Origin of the sequence: Streptomyces diacarni (assembly GCF_003323715.1) — a bacterium.
In the GTDB taxonomy this organism is placed as follows: domain Bacteria; phylum Actinomycetota; class Actinomycetes; order Streptomycetales; family Streptomycetaceae; genus Streptomyces; species Streptomyces diacarni.
Window position 1 is genome coordinate 103,666 of record NZ_QOIN01000043.1, and the last position, 24,870, is coordinate 128,535.

Sequence of the window (24,870 nt, forward strand, 5' to 3'; positions counted from 1 at the left end):
GGGTGGCCACACCGCGGCCGTGCGGATGCCGCGCCCGCCGGACGGCGGGCCGACGCCGGGGCACGGCGCTCGCGTTCAGCGGCGGGCGTGGCGGGGCGGCAGCAGGCCGTCGTCGCGGGCGTCCGCGATGACACGGAGGGACTTGCGGCGGCTGTGCCCGGTGAGCCGCATGACGGCCAGGACCGGGTCGGCGCCCTGCTGCCGGGCAGCGGTGTACGCCTCGGCCACCGCGCGCCGCGCCGCCTGCCCGCGAGGCCCGGGCGGCCGCCCCCGGCCCCTCACCGGCGCGGGCGGCGCCGCCGCGGGCAGCACGCACGCTCCCGTCACCCATACGGTGGGAGCTTTCTGCGGGGGCCGGAGCGCGTCCGGGCACGCGTCCGCCAGCGGCCCGTCCAGCCACGGCGTGAGCTCCGTCAGCGCACGTGGCGTGAGCGGCGGGTCGGCCCGCACCTCCTCGACGCGGATCGCGTCGTCCACCACAGCGGCGAGTACCTCCACCTGAACGCCGTCGGACAGGGTCAGACCGACGGCGTACCAGGGCGCCTGCCCGCTCGCGTCGTACGGTGCGGGGCACGCGCCGGTGCCGTGACCCAGCAGCTGCCACGCCGGACGGGGCGGCCCGGACGGCTCACTGTCCGGTGGCGCGGTGTCCGGCGGACAGCCGGACGGTTCGCGCGAGTGGTCACGGGAGGAGTGGTCACGCGGGGAGTGGTTCGGAGAGCAACGGGAGTATGGGGGTCTGTCCGACACGTCGCGGCACCGTAGTCACGGAAGCCCGGCGGGGTGTCCCGGCGCGCACGGGTCCTCCGACGGCACCCCGATCGACGGAGCCGCCGGCAGCCCGAACGGCGCACCCGTGCCGCCGTACGGGGGCCCGGGGCGCGCGCCGACCGCGCGTTCCTCCGCTGCCGGACCGGAGTGTCAGTGGGCCGGTGCAGACTGTCCGGTACCTCAGGACAACGGCGCCTCCAAGGTGGTGCCGGCATGGCGGACGTGCTGCTCGCGGTAGGTACGAGAAAGGGTCTGTTCCTCGCCCGGCAGAAGGCCGGGCAGCGCGGTGCGGGCAGCTGGGAGTTCACGGGCCCGCACTTCAACGCGCAGGCCGTCTACTCCCTCAGCGTCGACCGGCGTGGCCCGGGAGTGCCTCGGCTGCTGGCGGGAGGGGACAGCGCCCACTGGGGCCCCTCGGTCTTCCACTCCGACGACCTGGGCAAGACGTGGAAGGAGCCCGCCCGTCCGGCCATCACGTACCCGAAGGACACCGAAGCGTCCCTGGAGCGGGTGTGGCAGCTGCAGCCGGGCGGCGCGGACGAACCGGGTGTGGTCTACGCCGGGACGGAGCCGGGCGGCCTGTTCCGCTCGCAGGACGGCGGCGAGTCCTTCGAGCTGGTCCGCCCGCTGTGGGAGCACCCGACGCGGCGCGACTGGGTGCCGGGCGGCGGCGGGCTGGGGCTGCACACGGTCCTGGTGGACCCGCGCGACTCCCGGCGGGTGACGGTGGCCGTCTCGACGGGCGGCGCCTACCGGACAGCGGACGGCGGAGCGAGTTGGGAGCCGTGCAACCGCGGCGTGTCGGCCGTCTTCCTCCCCGAGGGGCAGCGCTACCCGGAGTACGGGCAGTGTGTGCACAAGGTCGCATGCGACGCGGAGGACCCGGACAGGTTCTATCTGCAAAACCACTGGGGGGTCTTCCGCAGCGACGACGGCGCCGACACCTGGCAGTCGATCGGCGAGGGCCTCCCCTCGGACTTCGGCTTCCCCGTGGCCGCCCATCCGCGCCGGGGCGGCGTGGCCTACCTGTTCCCGCTCAACGCGGACACCGACCGGGTCCCCGCCGGGCACCGCTGCCGCGTTCACCGCACGCAGGACGCCGGCGGCAGCTGGGAGGCGCTGGGCGCCGGTCTGCCACGGTCGGCGCACTACGGCCCGGTGCTGCGGGACGCGCTGTGCACGGACGATGCGGACCCGTCCGGCGTCTACTTCGGCAACCGCAACGGTGAGGTGTTCGCGAGCGCGGACGAGGGCGAGAGCTGGCGACAGCTGGCCCGGCACCTGCCGGACGTGCTGTGCGTACGGGCGGCGGTGATCGGCTGAGCCGCTGAGGCACGTGGGCGGAGCGGTCCCGTCCGGGTGGCGGCCCGGCCGGGCCGGATGAGCCAGTCCGGCTGAGCCAGTAGAGTGACGGCTCGTGGCTGCACGACCGTTGAACGAGATTGTCGAACCGGGCTGGGCCAAGGCGCTGGAGCCGGTCGCCGAACGAGTCGCCTCCATGGGCGACTTCCTGCGCGCGGAGATCGCGGAGGGGAGAACCTATCTCCCCTCGGGAGCCGACGTCCTCAGAGCCTTCCAACAGCCGTTCGACGAGGTGCGCGTCCTCATCGTCGGCCAGGACCCTTACCCCACGCCTGGGCACGCGGTCGGTCTCTCCTTCTCCGTCGCCCCCGACGTGCGGCCGTTGCCGGGCAGCCTGGAGAACATCTTCCGGGAGATGAACAGCGACCTGGGTCTCCCCCGCCCTTCGAACGGCGATCTGACGCCCTGGACGCGGCAGGGAGTGCTGCTGCTCAACAGGGCGCTGACCACAGCCCCGCGCAGGCCCGCCGCCCACCGCGGCAAGGGGTGGGAGGAAGTCACCGAACAGGCCATCCGGGCGCTGGTCGCGCGGGAGCGTCCACTGGTGTCGGTGCTGTGGGGCAGGGACGCACGCAACCTGCGCCCCCTGCTGGGCGGCCTGCCCTCGGTGGAGTCCTCGCACCCCTCCCCCATGTCCGCGGACCGGGGGTTCTTCGGTTCGCGCCCGTTCAGCCGCGTCAACGACCTGCTGGCCCAGCAGGGGGCCGAGCCCGTGGACTGGCGCCTGCCGTGAGCACCGGGGCGGCCGGCGAGGGCGCATGGGTGCTCGGAGTGGACTCGGGAGGGTCGGGGCTCCGGGTCGCCCTGGGGTGGCAGCAAGCGGACGTGGGGGCGAGCCCCCGGCCGGCGGGGAGCGTCACCTGTGCGGAGCCGGTCCGCACGAACGCCTCCGGCATCGACCCGGCGCACATGGCGGAGCAGTTGGTGCCTGCCGTGCGGACGTTGCTGGCCGAGGCGGAGGCCGCATTCGAGCCCGGTTCCGGGATGCCGGCCGCGGCCGGCGCCAGGCGGGGTCCAGGGCCGCGGATCGCGGCGGCCTGCGTCGGCGCAGCGGGGATGGCCACGCTCGGCGACGGCCTGCGTGCCGAGCTGCCCGGTCTGCTGGCACGGGAGTTCCGGGTACGCCGGTTGGCGCTCGCCGCCGACGCCGTGACGGCGTACGCGGGCGCGCTCGGCGAGCAGCCGGGGGCGGTGGTGGCGGCGGGCACCGGGATGATCGCCATGGGCTCCGATCTGGCCACCTGGCGACGCGCCGACGGCTGGGGCCACCTGCTGGGCGATTGCGGCAGCGGTGCGTGGATCGGCCGAGCGGGCCTGGAGGCGGCCATGCGCGCCCACGACGGGCGGGCGGGTGGCTCGACAGCGCTGCGGGACAGGGCGGAGACCGTCTTCGGGGTGCCCCTCAGCGGGCTGCCGGGGCGGCTGTATCCGCGCACCGACCGTCCCGCCGTGCTCGCCTCGTTCGCGCCCGAGGTGGCACGGTGCGCGGAGCGGGACCATGTGGCGGCGGGCATTCTGCGGGCGGCCGCCCGCGAGATCGCGGCCAGCGCCGTGGCGGTGTGCCCGTCCGGCGATACGACGCGCCCTTCCGGCAGCGAGGGAACCGTGTGCTCTTCCAGCGGCGGCGAGGTGCTGGACGAGGGGCTGCGGGGGGTGCGCGGGGGGACGCCCGTGCGCGTCGCCTTCACCGGTGGCCTTTTTGCCATGGGTGAGCCCCTCCTCGGACCGCTGCGCGCCGAGTTGGCAGAGCAGCTGCCGCAGGCCCGGGTGGTCGAGGCCACGGGAGGCCCGCTGGACGGCGCGCTACTGCTCGCGGGCCGCCTGGCCACGGGCGGCGTCGCGCTGCCGCCCGACCCGGCTCTGCTGCGCCTTACGGACGCTCCTGGGACCGCCTGAGGCAGTCCCCCGCCCGCCCCGGACCGTGCCCCCCCCTGTGCGCGCAGGCCTGTCCTGCCCAGCTCGTCGTGACCTCTCGCGTGGCCCGACGGACACATCCGGTCGGAGAGGGAGCATCCCGGGGCAGGAACAGTCAGAAAACAGCGCTCTTCGACCCGGGCGAATCGGGACATACGCCCACCTGCCTCCCCCGGCCGAACAGCCGACCTCAGCAAGGCATTAGCATGCGGGCGCATGAGCTCCCCCACAGGACCGGACAATGGCCTGCCCGTACGAATGCCACGTCCCCGCCGGCCCGGACGGCACCGCCGCCCGGAGCCCGTCGTCGCCCCCGAGGGCGCGCCGGCCCTGGTTTTGGCCGTCCCCGGCACCCCCTCCAGCGCCACGCGCAGCCTCGCGGAAGAGACGCTGAGTATCGCGCGCTCGGAGCTGCCCGGTCTGGACGCGCGGATCGGTTTCACCGACGGTGACGACGAGGAGTTCCCCACCATCCGCGCCGCCCTCACCTCGGCGGTGAGCGACCGTGCCACCCGGATACGGTACGCGCGGGAGGCCCGCGAGATGTCGGCCGCGACTTCGGACGGAACGGCCCCGGAGGAGCCCGAGGCCCCGGTCGCCGCCCCGGTCCGCGAGGAGGAGGACGACGGCCTGCCCGCCGTCGTCGTCCCGCTGCTGGCCGGACCGGACGCCGCCCAGCTGCGGCGTATCCGTCAGGAGGTGCTGGGCAGCGGCTCCGGAGCCGAGCTGACCGACGTTCTGGGGCCGCACCCGCTGCTCGCCGAGGCCGTTCACGTGCGGCTCTCCGAGGCGGGCCTGGCACGTGCCGACCGGGCGCGGCTCTTCACCGTGGCGACGGCGGCGGACGGCATCATCCTGGCCACCGTCGGCGGGGAGGAAGCCGTGCAGGCGGCCGGTATCACCGGCATGCTGCTGGCGGCCCGGCTGGCGGTGCCGGTGCTCGCCGCGGCGCTCGACGACGAGGGCGCCATCCAGCACACGGCCGAACAGCTGCGCGGCTCCGGTTCGCAGAACCTGGCCGTCGCCCCCTGCCTGATCGGCCCGGAGATCGCTGACGGGCTGCTGGAGGCCGCCGCTCAGGAAGCGGGCTGCTCGGCGGCGGAACCACTGGGTGCCTACCCCGCGCTGGGCAAGCTCGTGGCGTCCACGTTCGCGGCCAAGGCCGGGATCGCCCAGCCTGAGGCAGCCCAGCAGCAGGGCATGCCGGTGCACTGAGCCGTCGGCCCGGTCGCGCGCGGCGAAGCGGGCGGTCGGAGGCGCGCGGCCCGAGGCGGGCGGCCCGAGTCCGGGCGACGCGGCGGACACGCGCCGTACGCGGCGGACACGCGCCGTGCGCGGCAGAGGCGCCGTACCCGCGCGGAGACCCTCCGGCGGGTACGGCGATTCCGTCCGACCGGACCTCGCCTTCCCTCAGCGCGGGTATGGCGAGTCCGCCCGCCCGAAGGGACCGTCGAACCGGTCAGCCCAGAGAGACGAACCGGTCAGCCGAGGGGGACGAACCGGTCAGCCGAGAGGGGCGTCGAAAACGACGCAGGATGCGGCAGGAGCCGGCAGGGAGCCCCCTCGGTGCGGCATGCCGGTCTCACGGTCCACGTCGAACCAGGTGACCTCACCGGACCGTTCGTTGGCCGCGTACAGCCGCCCGCCCGCCGGGGGCGCGGCGAGATCGCGCGGCCAGTGTCCGCCGCACGGAACGGTGGCAGTGAGGACGGGCAGCTCATCCGCCGTCAGGTCGAGAACGGCGATGCTGTCGTCACCCCGGTTCGCGACCCAGGCGAAGCGTCCGTCGGGCGAGAGGACCAGCGCGGAGGGATAGTTGGCCGGGCCCGTGCGTCCGGACGAAACGACCCGGGTCTCCCCCAGGGACTCCAGCTCACCTGTCCTGCTGTGCCAACGGCAGGTCGTCACCGTCGAGTCCAGTTCGTTGACGACGTACACCCGCTCGGCCTCCGGCGATGCCGCTGCCCGGCCGCGCGACTCAGCGGCGAACGCCAGATGGCGCGGGCCGGTTCCGGCGCGGAGCGGCACCTCGCGGTGGAGGTGGAGGCCTGAGGACGTGCCCCGCAGGTCGTAGATCCACACCGAGTCGGTCCCCAGATCGGTGACGAGCAGCCACTGCCCCGACGGGTCAGGTACGACGGCGTGGGCGTGCGGTCCCTCCTGCCTGTCCGCGACGGGCCCGCTTCCATGGTGCTGATGAGTGGCGGGAGCGGGTTCCAGACCTCCGTCGGCGTCCAGGGGCAGGGCAGTGACGCTGCCCGAGGTGTAGTTCGCCGTGAACAGACGGCCATCCGCCACGCTCAGATGCGTGGGGCCTGCGGCGTCCACGGAAACGGTGTCCCCCAAAAGCTCGGGGGGCTCCTCGTGGCGCAGGGAGAACGCCGCGGCGCCGCCCTGATCGCTCTCGCTGACCGCGTAGAGGGTCCCCCCGGCGGGGGCCAGAGCCAGGAACGAGGGATCCGTGACGGCGCCTTCCGTGTGATGCAGCGGAGTGAGGGCCCCCGTGGCGGTGTCGAGGGCCGCCGTGGTGATGCCGCGGCCTCCCGCGGAGGTGAACGATCCGATGTAGGCCCGTGCCCGGCGCTGTGTGCCCTCGGCCATCGCCCTGCCCTTCGCCGCTCCGTCTGGGGGCAACGACGGTAACAGGTACACGTGCTGTGGTCTGGGCCAATCGTCAGCCGTCGGCTGCTCGCCGACCATCCGCTGCCTGTCGACCGTCCACCGGAAGTGACCGTGCGCCGGCCGTCGCCCCCTTCCCGGAGGGCCGGCGCGTTACGTCGGCTCGGAACCGGTCGGGAGCACCAGTGCCGAGTCCGCGTGGAGCGTGAGGTGCACCGGCATCCAAGTGGTGGCGTCCAGCGGCGACTCGCCGGTGCCGGGGTTGCGGGTGTAGCGCGGGTGGGCTCCTCCGCTGATCTGCCAGCGTATGCGGTGGCCGGCCGGGAAGCGGTGGGCGGTGGAGCTCATCGGGACGGTGATCTGCGCGGACGACGCCCCTTCGGCCGTCCGTAGTCGGCGGAACCCGTCGCAGAGGTTGACGGAGCGGCCCTGTGGGTCCACGTCGCACAGGCGGGTGAAGACATCGGCGTATCCGGTGTCCGTGGAGATGGCCAGGCGTGCGGAGACGGGGCCCAGGATGTCGAGGGGCTCGGTCAGCGGTGGGCCGGTGAAGGTCAGCACATCGTCCCGGGCCTCCAGAGCGCGGTTGTCCCGGGGCCCCGCGGTGCCGGACAGAGTCGGACCACCGAGGGAGGGGGTGGGGTCGGCGGGGTCGTAGCGCAGCGCCGCCACGGGTGCGGAGTCCGTCGGGGCATGGTGGGTGAGATGCCCGCCGGTGAGCGGATACCAGGGGGTGGCAGCGGTGACCGGCGGCCAGTGGTCGAGGTCCCGCCAGGAGGTGTCGCCGCCGACGTGCACGCGCACCGCTGTGGGCCGCAGGCCGGAGGGGTCGGCGCACAGGTGGGCACGCAGCCAGGCGAGGCTCTCGGCGAACACCTGCGGCCACCCGCGCTGGAGAGCGGACGTGTGCGTCCAGGGGCCGACGAGCAGGGTGGTCTCACATCCCGCCTGGCGCAGTCGGCCGTGCTGCTCGAGGGTCTGGTCGGCCAGCGCCTCGTACCACCCGGTGATCAGAGCTGTGGGCACGCGAAGCCGTTCCGCGGACTCCCGCGACTCCCGCGACTCCCGCGACTCCCGCGACTGCACCAACGACGCGCCGTGCCAGTAGGCGTCCTCGGCGTCCGGGTGTGTCAGCACCTCCTCCAGCCACGGCGGTTCGTCCCCGAGGGCGGACACGTACGCCCCACGCAGCGGCTGCTCGGTGGTGACGTGGCGCAGGCGGCGTCGGAGACGCAGTGTCGCCCTGAGAAACGGCGCCATGCCCTGGTGCTGGTACTGCATGCCGACGGCCACGGCGAGGGTGTTCTCCAGACGGAGCGCACCGTCCGCGTATAACAGGGCGTAGGGATCGTGCAGCCCTACCTGCACCACAATCGCCTTCAGTTCCGGCGGTGGGTCCGAGGCCAGCGCCTCTTGCACGTAGCCCAGGTAACTGGGCCCGACGGTTCCCAGCGTCCCGTTGAACCAGGGTTGTTCGCGCAGCCAGGACACGGTGGCCAGGCCGTCGGCGGCCTCGTTGCGCCACAGGTCGAACACGCCGCCCGAACCGCCGGTGCCGCGGCAGCTCTGCAGGAGAACGTGGAAGCCCTGTTCGGCGAAGAGCAGGCCGTACTGCGGCGACCACGGCAGGCCTCGGCCGTACGGCGAGCGGACGAGGAGGGTGGGGAAGTCGCCCTGAGTGCGCGGAAAGTAGTGGTCAGTGAGCAGCGGGCTGCCGTCGGACCCCGGCACCACCAGCCCCGGTTCCCATCCCGCCTCGTGCTGTTTCGCCGGCAGTCCTCGCCAGGTCGCCCTCATCAGCCGTGAGGACAGTGGCGGCTTTCCGGCGGGTGGCGCCCAGGCGTGCTCCGCGACGGCTTCGGGCGTGCGTGATGACATCGTCCCCTCCTCTATTCCCGTACTACGTACGAGAATAGAGGATGCTTGGATGGTCTTCGCAAGAGCAGGCGCCCGGCAGCCGGGGAACCCGACGGCCGGAATCGTTCGTCAGCCGGATCGCGCAGCAGCTCATCAGCCGGATCGCGCAGCAGCTCGACAGCCGGTACCGCGCAGCAGTCAGCAGTACGCGGCAGCAGGGAGAGGAGAGCGGAACCGTGTCCCGTGACGGAAGGTCCGGCACCGAGGGCGTCGGCCCCGAAGAGCTCTGGTTGCGTCCCGGTGAGCCGCGCAGGGGCCGCAGGCCTTCCTTCAGCCGGGAGGCGATCACCGCAGCCGCTGTCGCCCTCGCGGACGCCCAAGGGCTCGAGGTGGTCACCATGCGGCGGGTGGCCGCCGAGGTCGGCGCGGGCGTCATGTCGCTCTACAGCTACGCCCCCGACAAGGACACACTGCTGGAGCTGATGGTCGACCACGTCACCGGCGAACTCGCGGTGACGGACCCACCCAGCGGCGACTGGCGGGCCGATCTGAAGACCGTGGCCCGCCTGCAGCGCGCCCACATGCTGCGCCACCCCTGGCTGCCCGCCGCCCTGCTCACCCACCGCGTTCCGGGCCCCAACACGCTGGCCTTCCTGGAACACGTGCTCGCCGTCCTGCGGCCCAGCCGGCTGGACGGTGCGGCGAAGCTGGAGGTCTTCGCCCAGCTCACCGCATTCGTGACGGGCCACGTCTCGCACGAGATCGCGCAGGCCGCGGTCTCGCGATCGCCGGAGCGGACCGCGGCCGAGGCCCGCTATCTCGCCGCCGTCGCTGCCGACGGCAGCCACCCCCAACTCGCCGAGGCCCTTTCCGCCCCCCGACGCCCTCTCTCGCCCGACGCCACCTTCACCCGGTTCCTCAACCGCCTGATCGACGGCCTCGACACCGACTGAGGCCACGCATCCGCGTACCCCCGTACGTCACATCAGCGCTCGGCCGGCGTGCCCCCGTACGTCACCTCAGCTCCGGGGCCGGCGCTGGTGGAAACGGCGGTGCAGCTCGCGGAGTTCGTCTGTCAGGTCGGGCACCGGACCGTGCACCGGCACGCCGGGCAGCACCTCTTCGATCGCCAGCGGGCGGACGGGGGAGGCGGGAGCGTCCCAAGCGGCGAGCCACTCGGTGAGCTGAGCGGTGGAGTGCGCGTAGACGATACGGCCGAGCCCGGCCCAGCCGTGCGCGGCGGAGCACATCGGGCAGTGCTCGCCCGAGGTGAACACCGTGGCGGCCGCCCGCTCCCGTTCGCTCAGGTGGTCGACGGCCCATCGCGCCAGCGCGAACTCCGGGTGGCGAGTGCGGTCGTCGAGGCTGTGCACGCGATTCCGGTCCTCCGCCAGCGACCGGCCGTCGGCGCCGACCAGCACCGAGCCGAAGGGCTCGTCCCCGGCCGCGAGGGCCTCGGCGGCCAGCCCCACGGCCCTGCGCAGATGAGACCGCTCGGCGGCGGTCAGCTCGACCGGCTCGTCGGCCCGCTCACCGGTCGGCCCCTCGGCCCGCTCACTGCCCGGTCCCTCAGTCGGTTCATCGGTCGTCACGGTCGTCCTCCTCGCCATACGGTCAGCCACCGTCCGCGCCCGCGGCCCGGGTGGGACCAGGGCCGCGGCCATGATCGTCTCAGCCTGCCAGGCCCGGACCCGACCCGACCAAGACACCTCACGGAGCCGCCGGCGTGCCTGTCAGCCGCACCACGACGCCGAGGGTCCGGTCCGCCGACGGCGGCCCGTACGCACCCTGCCGTAGCACGACCGACCGGCGTGGCGGCGGCACCGCGCGCGGCGGGGAAAGCATCCGGGGGACGAGGGGCGACGTTCCGTCCCTCGTCCCCCGAGGCTGAACCGCCTACTTCTCCAGCACGCTTGTGCGGGTGAGCGGCAGGTGCACGGTCTCCCGGAAGGAGAAGAGCACCACCAGGGCCGAGACGGCCGCCACGATCATCAGATAGAACCCGGGTGCGAGGGGGCTCCCGGCGAGCGAGACCACGCCCGTGGCCACGAACGGCGCGGTGCCGCCGAAGAGCACGTACGCGGCGGTGTATCCGATGGCCGAACCGCTCGCCCGCAGCTGCCCGGGGAACATCTCGACCATCGCCGGTACGTTGGAGGTGCCGATGACCGCGACGAGGACGGCCAGCACCGTGGCTCCCACGACGGCTCCGGGCAGCCCGGTGCCGATCAGCCAGAAGGCCGGAAGAGTCGCCACCGCGAAGCCGCCGCAGGCCACCAGCAGCATCGGTTTGCGTCCGAAACGGTCGCTGGCCGCCGCCATCAGCGGGCACGCCGCGCTGTAGGCGAGCATCGCCACCACGCTGGTGAGCATCGCCTCCGCCTTGCTGTAGCCGACCTCCTCCGACATGTAGGCGATCATGTAGCTGCTCATCAGGTAGTAGCCGATCGCGTTGGTGATGCTGTAGCCGAACAGCGTCAGCACCTGCCTGCGGCACACCCGCCACGCGTCCCGCAGCGGCGCCTTGTGCACCGCGTCGCGCTTCTCCATCGCCCGGAAGACCGGGGTGTCCTGGATCCGGCTGCGCAGGTAGAGGCCGATCAGACCGAGCGGTCCCGCCAGCAGGAACGGAATCCGCCAGCCCCAGCTGTTCAGTGCCGCCTCGTCGAGGGAGGAGGTGAGGGCCAGGCCCGTCATGGCGCCCGCCACCGAGGCCAGGCCGACCGTGAGCGGGACGACGCTGGCGTAGCGGGCGCGGCGGCCCTCGGGGGCGTACTCCATGATGAAGGCCGCCGCACCGGTGTACTCGCCTCCGGTGGAGAAGCCCTGCACCGTGCGGAGCAGGAAGAGCAGCACGGGTGCGGTGATGCCGAGTGTGGCGTAGCCGGGCAGCAGCCCGATCAGGAACGTCGACCCGCTCATGCACAGCACGCTCAGCGCGAGCATGCGGTTGCGGCCGATCCGGTCGCCGTAGCGGCCGAAGAAGGCGGCGCCCAGCGGGCGGGCGATGAAGCCGCCGGCGAAGACCGCCCAGGTGGCCAGGAGGGCGGCCGTCGCGTCGTACTGGGGGAAGAACAGCCCGGCGAGGGTGGCGGACATGATCGCGTACGCGCCGGAGTCGAACCACTCGACGAAGTTGCCGACGGCGGTGGCCGCGGTGACCTTCCGCCGCACCCCGCTCTCCTCGGCGCGGTCGGCCGTCTGCTTGGCGGGTGCTTCCTGCGGTGCCGGAACCCAGCGGTCCGTCGTCATGTCCGTCGTCCTCCTGGTCGGCTACGCGGCGTCGGGGTTGGCAGGGGCGGTGTCGCGTGCGCGCAGCGCGCTCCGCTGGATCTTTCCGGTTGCCGAGCGCGGCAGTGCGTCGGCGAACTCGACCTGCCGCGGGTAGGCGAACCGGGAGTGCGCGGCGCGGGCGAAGTCCGAGATCTCCCGGGCGAGCGCCTCGCTCGGCTCGTATCCCGGACTCAGCTCGATCCATGCCTTGACGGCCTGGCCTCGCACCGGGTCCGGCACGCCGACGACGCCCGCCTCGGCGACCGCGGGGTGGCCGCGCAGCACGGCCTCCACCTCGTAGGGGCCGACACGGTATCCGGACGTCTTGATGACGTCGTCGGTGCGGCCGAGGAACCAGAAGTAGCCGTCCTCGTCCATGACGGCCTGGTCCTTGGTCCGGTACCAGGTGCCGCCGAAGGTCTCGGCGGCGGCCTCGGGCCGGTTCCAGTAGCCCAGCGGGTACTGCGGGTTCGACCCGGCGCGCAGGCAGATCTCACCGGGTTCCCCGACGGGCACCTCGCGGTCGTCCGCATCCAGCAGCGCGACGTCCCAGCCGGGCAGGGGCCGGCCCATCGAGCCCGGCTTGACCGGAACGCCGGGGAAGTTTCCGAGCAGCGGGTAGGACTCGGTGGAGCCGTAGTAGTCCAGCGGGGTCACGCCGAACTGGGCGCGGAACCACTCGATGAGCTCGGGGGTGAGCGGCTCGTTGGAGCAGCACACCACGCGCAGCACCTGCGGGTAGCGACTGCCGGCGTCCGGGACGGCCTGCATCATCTTACGCAGGAAGGTCGGGTTGACCAGGGCTGTCGTGACCCGGTTGCGGGACATCGCCGCCAGCAGCCCCTCCGGGTCGAAGCCGCCGGCCGGCCGGTGGACGAGGTGGACGGCGCCCGCACGCAGCGGCCCCATCAACTTGGCCATGGACCAGGCCCAGTCACCGGCACCGTAGAACACGTCGCCGGGCCGCAGGTCGTGGCAGTGACGGAACTCGTTGTGCCCGAGCAGGGTGCGGTGGGCGTGCACGATGCCCTTGGCGGCGCCGGTGGTGCCGGAGGTGTAGAAGATCAGCGCCGGGTCGTCGGGCGCGGTCTCCACCGTGGCGAACTCAGGCGGCAGCGCGCCGATGGCGGGATCGTCGACGTTGACGACAGCTCCGGAGAAAGCGCCGGCCCGCTCCAGCGCGGCGGTCTCGGTCACCAGGACGGTGGCGCCCGAGTCGGCCAGCCGGTACCGGATCGGTTCGTCGGCCCACAGCAGGGACATCGTCACCAGGACCGCTCCCGTGCGCAGCACACCGAGGTAGGTGGCGGGGGTGTCGGTGCGCTGCGGCAGCAGCACCGCCACCCGGTCGCCCTTGCGGACGCCGATCCTGTGCAGCTCGGCGGCGATCTGCCGCGAGCGGTCCTGGACCCGCTGCCAGGTCACCTCCTCGCGGTAGCCGGTGTGGTCCTCGAAGATCAGCGCGAGCTTGTCTCCCGGATGCCGGTCGGCGACGTCGGCCGCCATGTTGTAGCGCTCGGGCACGCTCCACCGGTGTTCCTCGACGAGCCTGCGGTAGGCGGCCTCCCCGGTGGACGGGGTGAGGCTGGTACTCATGGGGTGGGGTTCCTCTCGTACAGATGGGTGCGACCGGTCGCATCGACGGCTGCGACCGGTACGGCAACCGGTGCGGCGAGCCCGGTCAGCGGCGGCGGCCGGCCAGGAAGCGGGCCATCTCGCGCTGCGGCTCGCCGGTCGCGTAGGCGGCCGTGTGCACCTTCTTGGCCGCGGCGATCGCCTCGTCGAGCCCCGCGTCGTCCAGCTCCCGGATCCGGCCCTTGGTGAGAGCGACCGCACCGGGCGGGAGCTCCGCGAGCCGGGCGGCCTCGGCCAGCGCCTCCGTCCTGACCTCGTCCGCGGCGACGAGCCGGCTGAGCAGTCCGAGCCGGTGGGCCTCGGTGCCGTCCACGAGCCGTCCTGTGAGCGCGAACTCCGTGGTCTTCGCCCGGCCGAGAATGCCCCACATGGCCCAGATGCCGGTGATGCTGGGGATGCCGGAGAGCACCTCCGGCTGGCCCATCTTCACCTCGGCGTGCCCGATGCGCAGATCGGCCAGGAGTGCGAACTGGAACCCCGATCCCGCGGCCACCCCGTTGACGGCGGCGACGGTCGGCTTCTCCAGCCCGCGCAGCACGCGGAAGAGACGGCCGAAGTCGTCGATCCACGCTTCGGCCGCGGCGTGGTCGTCCGGGTCGATGGCGGCCGTCTCGGCGAGGTCCTGACCGGCGCAGAAGGCCCGGCCCGCGCCGGTGAGGACCACCGCGCGGCACTTCTCGTCGGCGCCCAGCGCTTCGAGTGCGGCGACCAACTCCTCGCGCATCCGGCCGGTCCAGGCGTTGAGTTTCTCCGGACGGTTGAGCGTCACCTCCGCGACGAAGGCTGGTGCGGACGCGCCCTGTACCGGGTGCTCGTCGACGATGACGGTGCTGCTCGTCTCGGTCATGGAAGAGGGTGCCTTTCTCCGGATATGCGCACGCGGCGGCGGAGGCGCCGCAGCGCACGGTGGATCGGGGTCGGGGGCGCATCGCCCGTGGGCGGGCGTCCCGTGAGCAGTCATGCAAGCAGCGCGGATCGGACCCCGGCCAACACCAATCCGGACCCTCGGTGATATCGCAGCGATATGGTCCGGCCATGGAGCTCCGTCACCTGCGCTATTTCGCCGTGCTGGCCGAGGAACTGCACTTCGGCAGAGCCGCGGACCGGCTGCACATGGCCCAGCCGCCGCTGTCACAGCGCATCCGCGACCTGGAGCGCGAGATGGGGGTGCGACTGTTCGACCGCACCCGGCACCGCGTCCAGCTCACCGAGGCGGGTGCGCTGCTGCTGGAGTACGTCAGACCGGTACTCGTCGGGGTGGACAGCGCCCGCGAGGCGATGCGCCGGATCCGGCCCGGCGAAGCGGGGGTCCTGCGGGTGGGCGTACCGCCCGACACCACCCCGGTGGTGCTGCCGACGCTGACCGCGGGCCTCGCCCGCCGGGTGCCGGACGTCCTGATCGACCTGCACGAGCTGACCACGGACGAGCAGCTCTCCCGGCTGCGGGAGGGCGAGCTGGACGCGGGCGTGGTCCGCCATCCCTCGGACACGATCGGTCTGGAATCCGGCCCGGTGGCGCGGCGTGAGCTGGGCGTCGTCCTGCCGGCGGACCACACGCTGGCGGCCGGCGCGGGCACCGCCTCCCGCACGGTGCGCATGCGGGACCTCAACGGCGCACCGCTGGTCATCTTCCCCCGCGCCATGGCCCCCCGGCTCTACGACCACATGCTCACCATCTGCCGGGACGAGGGCTTCCTCCCCGGCTCCATCCGGCACGCCCGCAACCCGAACTTCGTACAGGGGCTCGTGCTGGCCGGGCGGGGCGTCCACCTGAACGAGGCCCCCGGCACGCCCCTGCCCCACGGGCTGGTCTGGCGGCGGCTGGAGGGGGCGCCGCTGGCCTGGCTCACCTCGGTCGTCTGGGTCCCGAGCCGCCACAACGAAACCATCGCCGCCTTCACCGAGGCCGTGTCGGAGGGACTGGCGGCGGCAGGACACCACATGGAGGACCCTCCCGCTTCCGAGCCGCGCGTGCCCGAACAGCCTTCTGGTCCGCCCGCCTCGGATGAGGCCGGTCCTGAGCACCTGACCTCGGGTTTGGCATGCTGGAACACATGAGCAGTCCCTCCGCCCGCCCGGCGGTCGTCTTCGACCTCGACGGCACACTCGTCGACAGCGAGCCGCACTACCACGAGGCGGGCAGGCAACTCCTGGCCGCGCACGGTGTCCCCCACTTCACCTGGGAAGAGCACTCACGGTTCATCGGGATCGGCACCCGGGAGACCCTGGAGACCCTGCGCCGCCGACACGGGCTGACGACTCCGGTGGACGTGTTGCTGGCGGAGAAGAACCGCCTCTATCTGCAACTGGCGCACTCGGGTACGCAGGTGTTCCCGGAGATGCGGAAACTGGTAGAGCGGCTGCACGCCGCCGGCGTCCCGCTGGTTGTCGCCTCCGGGTCGTCGCGCGCCGCCATCGACGCCGTCCTCGGTGCGACGAGCCTCGACGCCCTGCTGCCGCTGCGCGTCTCTGCCGAGGAGGTGGCGAACGGCAAGCCGGAACCGGACGTCTTCCTGGAGGCCGCGCGCAGGCTGGACGTCCAGCCTGCCGACTGCGTCGTCGTGGAGGACGCCACGCCAGGGGCTGAGGCGGCGCACCGTGCCGGTATGCGGTGCATCGCCATCCCCTACGTGCCCGCCACGGCGGACGATCCCGCCTTCGCGAAGGCAGGTCTGCTGTTCGCGGGCGGACAGCGCGCGTTCGACGCGCAGGAGGCCTACGACTGGATCACCGGCCGTCCCTCACCCTGACCACACGGGTGCGTCGGTCTCGTGCCGGCCGAGAGCCCGTGCCGTAGAAGAGAAAAACGCGTGGCGCGGCGCCGAGCGGAGCAGTACGGTCACGGCGATGACTTCACATTCTTTCGACGGACTGTCCACCGGAAGGGAGGTCCGCTCCGCGCAAGGTGAGTGCTGATGGGCACTCATACCGCGGAGCGGGACTCCCGGCTCTCCTTCTGGCTGCGCGTGCGCGAGTTCGCCGTGCCGCCCTCCATGATCGCTACCGCCACCGCCCGCCGCCTGTCCGGGGACTGGGCGGGGGCATGCACCGCCGCGCACCTCGACGTCGACCTCGACCTGCGCTCCGTGGCCCGTACCCGGGGCCGGGAACTCGCCACCCGCATCAGGAACGACCTGCGCCACCTCGCGCCCGACCTGTTGCGCTGGCACATGCCGAGGATCGCTCCCGACGGCCTGCTACGTCCGGGGTTGACGCTCACGCTGGCCCGGTACGACGCCGCGGGGCCCGACGGCGCGGGCCCCGTGCACCTGGTGGCGCGGACCCCACCGGCCTGGGCGGACGCCGGCCAGCGCTTCAGCCTCGCCCTGTGGGACGCGTCCCGCTCCGGCCCCGGCGCGCCGGTCGGCATCCGCCACCATCCGCACCCCCGGCCCCACCGGCGCTTCCGGCTCGATCTGCACCGCCACCTGTGGGACGTGCGAAGCGCCGACGAGCTGCTGACCCGGTCAGGCGCCGACCGGCCACCGACCGAACACCTTGGCGACAACGGCCCGGAGCTGCCCGGGGCGGGGCCGTGGGGACAGCACTGCCCGGTGGACCGCTGGGCGGCCGAGGCGGACATCCTCCTGCGCAGCGAGGGGCGTTCCGCGGGCGCCGTCCTCGTACGGCTGGGGGCTCGGCACCGGCTGTTCCTGGACCTCCACGCGGACGGCGACGGAAACGGACGACCCGCGAGGTTGCGCGGCGCGGCGGCCACGGACGGCAGCGTCTCGCGTCTGCCGGTCCTGCCTGAGGCCGCCACCTGGACACTGCCCGACCTCGCGCTGCTCCGAGCCGGTCTCCTCGAAGCCGGCCAGTTGCACCCACTGGTCGCCTCGGCGCTGGCACCCGATCGCTCACCGACGGACTCGCCCGTGGTCACAGAGCAGCCGGGAGGGCCCCAGATCGTCGAGTGCCGGGGCGCCCGGCACCGGATCGGCCTCGTCGACGGGGCGCTGACCCCGCTGGACCACGACCCGTCCGAGATCCGGCGGGAGGAATTGCTGGCCGCGCTGAGCGGAACTCCACTCCCCTGCCTCCAGGCCGTCGATCGCGCCCACCGCAGACCGGACTGTTTCGCGGGCGTCCGCGAGCGGCTCGACCATGGCGACAACGCCGGTGCGCTGACCGCCGTCGAAAGCCTGTTGGGCACGGATGCCGTGTTGCGGAGCGGCGCCCTGCGGGACGCGTTGGAGGCGTCCGCGCAACGGCGCGTCACCTACCACTTGTTCCGGGAGGGCCTGGTCGGAGCCGGTCCCGGCCGCGACCACCCGAAGCGTCGCCGCTCGCCCGACCACCGCTCGCATCCGCGCGACGCGGCCCCTCACTGACCTGAGCCCCGCCCGCTCGCCCCACCTGCCCGCACGCCCGCAAGGGCGGCGCCCCCCGCCGGTCGGGGTGTCGCCCGCGCCCTGCGCCCGGTCGGCGCGACCGCCCGGCATCCACCACCAGCCTCACGACACAACCGAAGGTGATCCCTTTGCCCCCATGCGCTCCGCCCAACCCGATCCCGGGCCCCTCCGACCCGGCCGGCGCCTCCCAACTCGACGTCGCCGGCGAGCTGCTGACTCTGCTGCGCGACCACACGACCGAACCGCGCGGCGACACGCAGCTGGAGGCCCTGACACTCGCCGTGGCCGCCGACCTGCCCGTCCTCCTGTGGGGCGAGCCGGGGATCGGCAAGACCGCGGCCCTGACCCAGCTCGCCAGGTCCCTCGATCTCCCCCTGACCACAGTGATCGCCAGCGTGCACGAACCGTCCGACTTCTCCGGACTGCCCGTCGTCGGAGCAGACCCGGCGGAAGAGGGCATCCCGATGGCACCGCCGGACTGGGCCATGCGACTGGTACGGGCCGGCCGCGGACTGCTCTTCCTGGACGAACTGTCCACCGCGCCACCCGCCGTCCAAGCCGCCCTGCTGCGCCTCGTACTCGAACGGAGAATCGGTGCCCTGCGATTGCCACCGGGGGTCCGGATCGTCGCTGCCGCGAATCCGCGCTCCTCGGCCGCCGACGGCTGGGAACTGAGCGCACCACTGGCCAACCGGTTCGTCCACCTCCACTGGGCCCACGATCCCGAGACCGTGGTGCGGGGACTCGGCGGAACGTGGCCCCGAGCGACGCTGCCGCGGCTCGACGCGGAAAAGCTGCCCCAGGCCGTGGACTTCGCTCGCCGCGCGGTGTGCGGGCTCCTGTCCGCCCGCCCCGGCCTCGTGCACCGGCTTCCCGGCAACGAGACCCGCCGAGGCGGCGCCTGGCCCTCGCCCCGCAGTTGGGAGACGGCCGTGTGCATGGTCGCCTTCGCCACCGCTGCCGGCTCCTCCAGGGAGGTGCTCTCCTTGCTGGTCAGAGGCGCGGTGGGCGACGGCCCGGGACTGGAGCTGATGGCGAGCCTGGACCGCATGGACCTCCCTGACCCCGAAACACTGCTCGCCGACCCGTCGGGAGCTGCCCTGCCGGAGCGGGGAGATCTGCGCCAGGCCGTGCTCGACGGTGTGGTACAGGCCGTGCGCAACCGCCCCGAGAAGTCGCGCTGGGACGCCGCATGGGCCCTGCTCGTCCGGGCGGTGGAGACGGGCGCCCCGGATCTGGTGGTCGTCCCCGCGAACACCCTGGCCGCGCTGCGCCGCGACGACTGGGATGTGCCGCAATCCATCGACCGGCTCGCCGGAGCGGTCACCCTCTCCCAGCGCGCGGACCACGCCGCGGAACGAGCGGACCACGCGGCGAAACGAGCGGCCGAACGGCGCGCCGGTGTCACCGCGAGGCCGGGACGATGACCGCAGACGCTCCGGGGTCACTCGACCTCGACAAGCTCTTCGCCGCCCGGCTGCACGCCGCACGGAGCCGGCCTTACCTGGCGACAGCGCTGTTCGCACTGCACACCGTGGAGTCCCGGCAGGCACCGACGATGGCCGTCGACCGGCACTGGCGCTGCTACGCGTCACCGGCGTTCGTGGACCGGACGCCGGTGGAGGAGCTGGCCGGCGTGTGGGTGCACGAGGTGTCCCACTTGTTGCGCGACCATCACGGGCGCAGTGACCGATACGCACGGAAGCACGGATCGACCGGTCCTGCGGAACACCTGCGTAGGAACATCGCCGCCGACTGCGAGATCAACGACGACGCCTTCGGTGACGGGTTGGCCCGGCCGGAAGGCGCCGTCGGACCAGCGGCCCTGGGGCTGCCGGACGGGGAGCTCATGGAAGACTACCTGCGCCAGTTCCGGCTCGGGCCGCGCACACAGAGCATGGCCTGGCTGGACTGTGGCAGCGGTGCCGACGGGCTGGAACGGGAATGGGACCTGGGGCCCGACGGTGCGCACGGTCTCACCGAACAGGAACGTGAAGCGGTCAGGTTCCGCGTGGCGCACGGCATCACCGCCCGCCCGGGCAGGACCTCCAAGGGCTGGCGGCGGTGGGCGCAAGAGGTGGTCCACCCGCCGCAACCGTGGCGGGAGTTGCTGGGAGCGGCAGTCCGCTCTGCTGCTCCGAGCTCCGGCGCGAGCGAGGACTACACCTACGGCCGACCGCCGCGGCGCGCGGCCGGCGTGCCCGGCGCCGTCCTCCCGAGCCTCCGGCGCAGGCCGCCACGGGTCTCGGTGGTCATCGACACCTCCGGCTCCGTCAGCGACGCCGAACTGGGCAGCGCGCTGCTCGAGGTCGCCGCGATCTCCCGCGCCCTCGGCGGGCGTCGGGATCTGGTCTCCGTCCTTCCCTGCGATACGGCGGCCCGGGTCGTGCATCCGCTCTGCCACGCCGAGGGCATACCGCTGCTCGGCGGTGGAGGTACCGACCTGCGCACAGGGTTCGCCAAGGCACTCCGCGCGCGACCCCGGCCGGACGTCCTGGTCATCCTGACCGACGGGCAGACGCCCTGGCCCGACACGCGGCCGCCCTGCCGGACGGTGGTGGGCCTCTTCCCCCGCCGGTACGAGAGCCGGTCCTGGGACGAGGACGACCCCGACTACGTGCCCGACACGCCACCGGCGTGGGCACGAGTGGTGGACATCGGGTCGGCTCCCCCGGACGCCTGAGTGAACGGCGGCCGACCCGCCACGCCACGGCCACACCCGGCCACACGAGCGACCGACGCTGCCAGGAGCCCGCCCCTCGGCGTCCCGGAAGCCCCGGCGTTCCGCGAACGTTCCCCAAATCGCGGACTTCCGGAAGTCCCGGGCCGGTCGGATGGGTGAAGGGCCCGGGACTTCCGGCCGCCTGCGGATCAGACGCGGTCGGCGGCGATCAGAAGATACTGGAAGGAACCGTCCTTGTAAGAGTTGATGAACGCCTCCTCGATGCCGGTGACGAGCGAGGACGTGGCCCGCAGCTCCCAGTACGGCAAGGTCGCGGGCGTCAGGTCGATGACGGCCTGCGGCACGAGACGGTTGTCGGCCATGGCACGCAGATACTCGCGGCGGGAATGGATGTTGCACTCGAAATGCGCGTTGATCTGCGAGACCCACTTCGAGGGCTGGCCGTAACGCGGGTTCCAGCAGCCGGTGATGGTCACATAGCGGCCGCCGACCGCGAGGATGCGGGCGTGCTCGGCGAAGAGGTCGTGCAGGTCGACGTACATGCTCGACTCGTTGTTCCACGAGGCCGCGGCCTGCCCCGTGTCGAAGGGCGTCTCCAGCATGTTGCACACACGGGCGCGCACATGGTCCTCGATGCCGAGTTCACGGGCGCGCTGGTTGGCGAAATCGGCCTGCTTGGCCGACAGCGTGACGCCACGGACCTCACATCCGAAGCGCTGATGGGCCAGGACCATCGAACCGCCCCGGCCGCAGCCGGCGTCCACGAGCATGTCGTCACGCCCGACGCGGCCGAGGTGGTCCAAGAGGACCTCGGCCTGCGCCGACTCCAGACGGTGGAGTTCGGCGATCAACCGCTTCTCGTACTCGCTGTCGCCGGCGTCGCCGAGGGCGGCGTGGTCGACGTCGCCGACGCCGTAATGGTGGTGGTAGAGCCCGTCGACCTCGCCGAGGCGCAGGTTCACGGGCCTGGCCTCCTGGTCCCAGTAACGGGCGATGTCGCCCTGGTAGGGCGACGCCGGGGCGGGCACGAAAGCGCGGGCACCCTGTGCGGTGGTGAGCTCGGTGCTGGTCACAGAAAAATCCGTCCTTACCAAAAATCGGGCAGGCTGTACCGGTAGGTGTTGGTCTGGTGCCAGTAGTGGTTGCCGTCCACCCACGCGGCCACGCCCCGCAGGAAGCGCAGCACGCTCGGGACGGGGCAGGCGGCGGCCAGGGCGGCGGCCTCGGTTTCGAAGGTGTGCATGAGGTCGTTGTGGACCTCGACCGCCTTCAGGTAGGCGTCCCTTTCGGAGAGGCCCTCACGTTCGGCGATCACGACAGGCAGATTGAGGTGCGTGCCCGGGCTCTTGAGTTCCTTGGTGTACGAGTAGAGGTCGTTGACGAGAGTGGTGGCATTGCCGGCGAGCGCGATGACCCGCTGCATGGCGGGCCTGGCGTGCAGATCGGCCGGCAACTCGTAGCCGCCGACGGTGTCGGTGATCGTGGGGCACGGGCGGAAGTTGTTGAACTGGCGCATTGCCAGGTATTCCCACACCTCGGGCATGTGTTCCGTCTGCGCCCACGCGGCCTCCGCGAGGTACCCCAGGTGCAGACGGGACATGTCGTGCCGGTACCTGTCGGCCTGGGAGTCAGACGCCTTCCGCACGAAGTACTCCATCGCCGAGCGATAGGCGCGCCGAGGAGCATCCGACTGGAGCGACTCCACCCACGCAGACTCGTACTCCCCCGTCGTGTGCAGCGGGTCGAGAGCCGTGTGCGCGAGCAGGAGACGGCTGCCGAGGCCGATGGGCGAGCCGCCGTGGTCCTCGCAGTAGCAGTCGTCGACCGCGTTCTCCGCGACCATCAGCCGCGTGGCGACCATCAGATGTTCGATGGTGGGAGCGTCCGGATGACAGGCGACCATGTAGCGGCCGACGGAGAAGCCGTCGAACTCCTCCTCCCACTCCGGCGGGTAGGCCTGGACCTCGTCCACCGCCCACCTCTTGATCCTGCGGCTGACCTCCCCCACCCGCGCCGGGTCGGGCTCGGGCACCGGGTGGTAGTAGAGCCCGGGGATCGGCTCGCCCTGCGCCGGGGGCTGGGATGTCCCGAACGCTGGGGGCGCCTGGGACGCCTGGGACACTGGGGGCGCCGGGGGCGCCTGGGACACTGGGGGCGCCGGGGGCGCCGGGGGCGCCGGGGGCGCCGGGGAGACGACGTCACGCCCGCCAGGGCGCAGGCTCGACGTGCCCGGCCCGCTGGGGCCGCACAGGATCCGTTCCAGGACCGAGCTCGCCTGCCCCGCCTGCGTCGCCGGGGCAGCGTTCTCCTCCGTACACCGGGGGGTCGGTTCACCACCCGTGCCGTCGTCGCACCCGGGCGCGGGCTCGGACACCGCCTCGGACACCGCTTCCGGAGCGGGCTGGGGCTCGGGCATGTGCGCGGGCGCGGACTCGGCCACGGGTGCGGACTCACGCTCCTCGCGAAGGGCCTCCCCTGCGGCAGGGGCCTCCCCTACGGCAGGAAAAGGGAAGGGGAACGCAGGGGGGCCTGGCAGAGTGAGCAGAGCGTCTTCCCCGGCTTCGGCCTCGTCAGCGGAGGCGGCGGCAGGGGCCCGGGCCGCAGCCGCAGGCGTGCTCGACTGCTGAGGGGAAGACCCAGGATCGGGCATCCGTAACTCCTTCGCGACGGTGGTGATCGGCGTACGCGGCGGCAACCGAGCAAGAACGGAAGAGTGGTGAACATCGGGAAATCCGCTCAGCTCCCCGAGAACCAGTTAACGTCCGGCCCGCCCGGCTCGTCCCACGAGCCCGGTGGAGTTACTCCGATGCAGTGATCTCGCGCCGCGCCGGGTTTATCCAGGCGACGAGCAACACCCGGAGGACGTGCTCGGCAACGTGTTCGACGGCATGCCATGGTCGAAGGCACGCATGGTCACCCACGCCCGCCCTGCCTCACCCCGATCCCTGCCCCGTGACGCGCCATGGACCGGACGCGTCCGTCACCCGCCGCGCGTGCGGTCCGATGCCGGCCAGACGTAGGGAAGACCCTCGGGGACATCGGAGAAGTGCGAACCGTAGAAAGCCGGATCCTTGGTGACCAGGGCTGACTGGTGGCTGCGGTGGAAGGCGGGATCGCCCAGCCAGTTGGGCAGCTCGTCGGCGGCCGCCAGCTCCGGGTACACACGGGGCGGGTCAGCGAAGTCCTCGAGCGCCGCGAAGTCCTGCATCATGGTTCCCGCACAGGTGTCCGCCCTGCCGCTGTCGGTCCAGACGTGGCACATCTCAAGGCCGTACCGGACCAGGGCCTCCTCGTAACCGGCCCACATCCGTACGGCGGGATGGTTCCGCCAGCCGTAGCCCGGCACGGTCAGACCGCGCAGCACCTGGAGCGTCTCCACCCGCTGCTTGCCCAGCCTGCGCATGTCGAGCACGGCGGCGCTGGCGGCGAACTCCGGATAGGGGAGAAACGTCTGCATGCTCGCTGCCGAGCCCTTCACGCTGAGGGGCGCCCCGTGTCCGCGCACTGGGGGGCCACACCGGAGTCACCGGATCGCCGACGTCCGTGCTCGCCGGCCTCCGATGGAACAACCATCAAGGTACTGATCACCGACCAGTACCACCATCACCGACACTTGTCGGGCCAGCGGTCCCGTTCGGCGTCGTGACTCCCTGACTCAGCTGCCGAGCAGACACCGCACGACGCACGCCATGTGCTGGACGTTACCCACCCCAGAGCCATTCCGTCGGCCCACCCGTGCCCCCACCGGACGTAGCGGGCCCGTCCGCGCAAACACGCAGCGATGTGAGAGAGCGAAGTTCGGCGCTCATGCTGTCATCGCCTCTGGCCCGAAGCCGGCCAACCTCTCATTTGGTGCGGCAGGACGTTGCTCCTCCTACCGTGGTGGATCTTTTTCTGCGCTGCGTCTTCGCAGCCAGAAGGCAGCACCTCGGGCCACCCCCTGCTTGCGTGTCTAGCCCCCCAGGAAGCTGAGCCGTACCTTCCGCTCTGGATTGTCCCCGTTCGTATCGACCAAGCAGATCGACTGCCACGTGCCCAGTTCCAGGGAGCCGCCGAGGACGGGGAGGGTGGCGTGGGGAGGGACGAGGGCGGGGAGGACGTGGTCGCGGCCGTGGCCGGGGCTGCCGTGCCGGTGGCGCCAGCGGTCGTCGGGCGGCAGCAGATCCCGCAGCGCGGCGAGCAGGTCGTCGTCGCTGCCGGCTCCGGTTTCCAGGATGGCGATGCCCGCGGTGGCGTGCGGGACGAACACGTTGAGCAGACCGTCGCGGCCACGTGCGGCCTCGGCGAGGAAGGCCTCGCAGTCGCGGGTGAGGTCGTGGACGGTCTCGGACGAGCCGGTGGAGACTCGCAGGACGTGGGTGCGGAGTGCGTCGGTCATGCTCCCATTCTGGGGCCGGGTGCTGC

At 72.6% G+C, this 24,870-nt stretch carries 21 protein-coding genes; 10 read left to right on the forward strand and 11 right to left on the reverse strand.

Going from position 1 to position 24,870, the window contains the following annotated elements:
• Positions 1-75: 75 nt before the first annotated feature.
• Positions 76-750, reverse strand: coding sequence for a DUF6214 family protein (locus DTL70_RS14535; protein WP_342776492.1), 675 nt, complete (start codon positions 748-750; stop codon positions 76-78).
• Between the two features lie 234 nt (positions 751-984).
• Here DTL70_RS14535 and DTL70_RS14540 point away from each other — a divergent pair, with 234 nt between their 5' ends.
• From DTL70_RS14540 to DTL70_RS14555, 4 genes are all read left to right on the forward strand, one after another.
• The gene (locus tag DTL70_RS14540) at positions 985-2,094 is read left to right on the forward strand and encodes a WD40/YVTN/BNR-like repeat-containing protein (RefSeq protein WP_114022342.1); all 1,110 of its coding nucleotides are present in this window, start codon (positions 985-987) and stop codon (positions 2,092-2,094) included.
• Between the two features lie 94 nt (positions 2,095-2,188).
• Positions 2,189-2,866 (forward strand): uracil-DNA glycosylase, encoded by a 678-nt coding sequence (locus DTL70_RS14545; RefSeq protein ID WP_114022343.1) that lies wholly within the window; start codon positions 2,189-2,191, stop codon positions 2,864-2,866.
• Positions 2,863-4,029: an N-acetylglucosamine kinase gene (locus DTL70_RS14550; RefSeq protein ID WP_114022344.1), complete on the forward strand. Its 1,167-nt coding sequence runs from the start codon at positions 2,863-2,865 to the stop codon at positions 4,027-4,029. Before DTL70_RS14545 ends, DTL70_RS14550 begins: the two co-directional genes overlap by 4 nt.
• A 234-nt stretch (positions 4,030-4,263) precedes the next feature.
• The gene (locus DTL70_RS14555; protein WP_114022345.1) at positions 4,264-5,262 is read left to right on the forward strand and encodes a sirohydrochlorin chelatase; all 999 of its coding nucleotides are present in this window, start codon (positions 4,264-4,266) and stop codon (positions 5,260-5,262) included.
• A 288-nt stretch (positions 5,263-5,550) separates the two neighbouring features.
• On the opposite strand, the gene DTL70_RS14560 is transcribed toward DTL70_RS14555, so the two are convergent.
• Entirely contained in the window at positions 5,551-6,648 is a 1,098-nt protein-coding gene (locus tag DTL70_RS14560) for a lactonase family protein (RefSeq protein WP_114022346.1), read from the reverse strand.
• Between the two features lie 171 nt (positions 6,649-6,819).
• Positions 6,820-8,544, reverse strand: coding sequence for a CocE/NonD family hydrolase (locus DTL70_RS14570; RefSeq protein WP_425470364.1), 1,725 nt, complete (start codon positions 8,542-8,544; stop codon positions 6,820-6,822).
• 215 nt (positions 8,545-8,759) lie between these two features.
• Here DTL70_RS14570 and DTL70_RS14575 point away from each other — a divergent pair, with 215 nt between their 5' ends.
• Complete coding sequence (locus DTL70_RS14575; protein WP_114022348.1) at positions 8,760-9,476, forward strand: TetR/AcrR family transcriptional regulator; 717 nt, start codon at positions 8,760-8,762, stop codon at positions 9,474-9,476.
• A 66-nt stretch (positions 9,477-9,542) separates the two neighbouring features.
• Here DTL70_RS14575 and DTL70_RS14580 read toward each other — a convergent pair whose 3' ends face one another.
• The 4 genes from DTL70_RS14580 to DTL70_RS14595 all read right to left on the reverse strand — a co-directional run bounded on the left by DTL70_RS14580 (position 9,543) and on the right by DTL70_RS14595 (position 14,278).
• The gene (locus DTL70_RS14580; protein ID WP_245979399.1) at positions 9,543-10,031 is read right to left on the reverse strand and encodes a nucleoside deaminase; all 489 of its coding nucleotides are present in this window, start codon (positions 10,029-10,031) and stop codon (positions 9,543-9,545) included.
• Between the two features lie 388 nt (positions 10,032-10,419).
• The gene (locus DTL70_RS14585) at positions 10,420-11,775 is read right to left on the reverse strand and encodes an MFS transporter (protein ID WP_114022350.1); all 1,356 of its coding nucleotides are present in this window, start codon (positions 11,773-11,775) and stop codon (positions 10,420-10,422) included.
• A gap of 21 nt (positions 11,776-11,796) precedes the next feature.
• On the reverse strand, positions 11,797-13,392 hold the full coding sequence (locus DTL70_RS14590; protein ID WP_114022351.1) for an acetate--CoA ligase: 1,596 nt from the start codon (positions 13,390-13,392) through the stop codon (positions 11,797-11,799).
• 85 nt (positions 13,393-13,477) lie between these two features.
• Positions 13,478-14,278, reverse strand: a complete 801-nt coding sequence (locus DTL70_RS14595; protein WP_114022352.1) for an enoyl-CoA hydratase/isomerase family protein — start codon at positions 14,276-14,278, stop codon at positions 13,478-13,480.
• A gap of 188 nt (positions 14,279-14,466) precedes the next feature.
• On the opposite strand from DTL70_RS14595, the gene DTL70_RS14600 reads away from it, so the two are divergent.
• From DTL70_RS14600 to DTL70_RS14620, 5 genes are all read left to right on the forward strand, one after another.
• A complete protein-coding gene (locus DTL70_RS14600) occupies positions 14,467-15,489 on the forward strand; it encodes a LysR family transcriptional regulator (protein WP_114022353.1) in 1,023 nt (340 codons plus the stop codon).
• Positions 15,486-16,181: an HAD family hydrolase gene (locus DTL70_RS14605; RefSeq protein WP_114022576.1), complete on the forward strand. Its 696-nt coding sequence runs from the start codon at positions 15,486-15,488 to the stop codon at positions 16,179-16,181. Before DTL70_RS14600 ends, DTL70_RS14605 begins: the two co-directional genes overlap by 4 nt.
• 165 nt (positions 16,182-16,346) lie before the next feature.
• Complete coding sequence (locus tag DTL70_RS14610; RefSeq protein ID WP_114022354.1) at positions 16,347-17,762, forward strand: hypothetical protein; 1,416 nt, start codon at positions 16,347-16,349, stop codon at positions 17,760-17,762.
• A gap of 149 nt (positions 17,763-17,911) precedes the next feature.
• Entirely contained in the window at positions 17,912-19,210 is a 1,299-nt protein-coding gene (locus tag DTL70_RS14615; protein WP_425470365.1) for an AAA family ATPase, read from the forward strand.
• Positions 19,207-20,466, forward strand: coding sequence for a vWA domain-containing protein (locus DTL70_RS14620; protein WP_114022355.1), 1,260 nt, complete (start codon positions 19,207-19,209; stop codon positions 20,464-20,466). Before DTL70_RS14615 ends, DTL70_RS14620 begins: the two co-directional genes overlap by 4 nt.
• A gap of 188 nt (positions 20,467-20,654) precedes the next feature.
• Here DTL70_RS14620 and DTL70_RS14625 read toward each other — a convergent pair whose 3' ends face one another.
• The 4 genes from DTL70_RS14625 to DTL70_RS14640 all read right to left on the reverse strand — a co-directional run bounded on the left by DTL70_RS14625 (position 20,655) and on the right by DTL70_RS14640 (position 24,844).
• A complete protein-coding gene (locus tag DTL70_RS14625; protein WP_114022356.1) occupies positions 20,655-21,539 on the reverse strand; it encodes a geranyl diphosphate 2-C-methyltransferase in 885 nt (294 codons plus the stop codon).
• Positions 21,540-21,553: 14 nt separating this feature from the next.
• Positions 21,554-22,882, reverse strand: a complete 1,329-nt coding sequence (locus DTL70_RS14630) for a family 2 encapsulin nanocompartment cargo protein terpene cyclase (RefSeq protein ID WP_425470369.1) — start codon at positions 22,880-22,882, stop codon at positions 21,554-21,556.
• Positions 22,883-23,446: 564 nt separating this feature from the next.
• Positions 23,447-23,923 (reverse strand): MSMEG_6728 family protein, encoded by a 477-nt coding sequence (locus tag DTL70_RS14635; RefSeq protein ID WP_114022358.1) that lies wholly within the window; start codon positions 23,921-23,923, stop codon positions 23,447-23,449.
• 495 nt (positions 23,924-24,418) lie between these two features.
• Positions 24,419-24,844, reverse strand: coding sequence for a secondary thiamine-phosphate synthase enzyme YjbQ (locus DTL70_RS14640; protein ID WP_114022359.1), 426 nt, complete (start codon positions 24,842-24,844; stop codon positions 24,419-24,421).
• Positions 24,845-24,870: the final 26 nt, after the last annotated feature.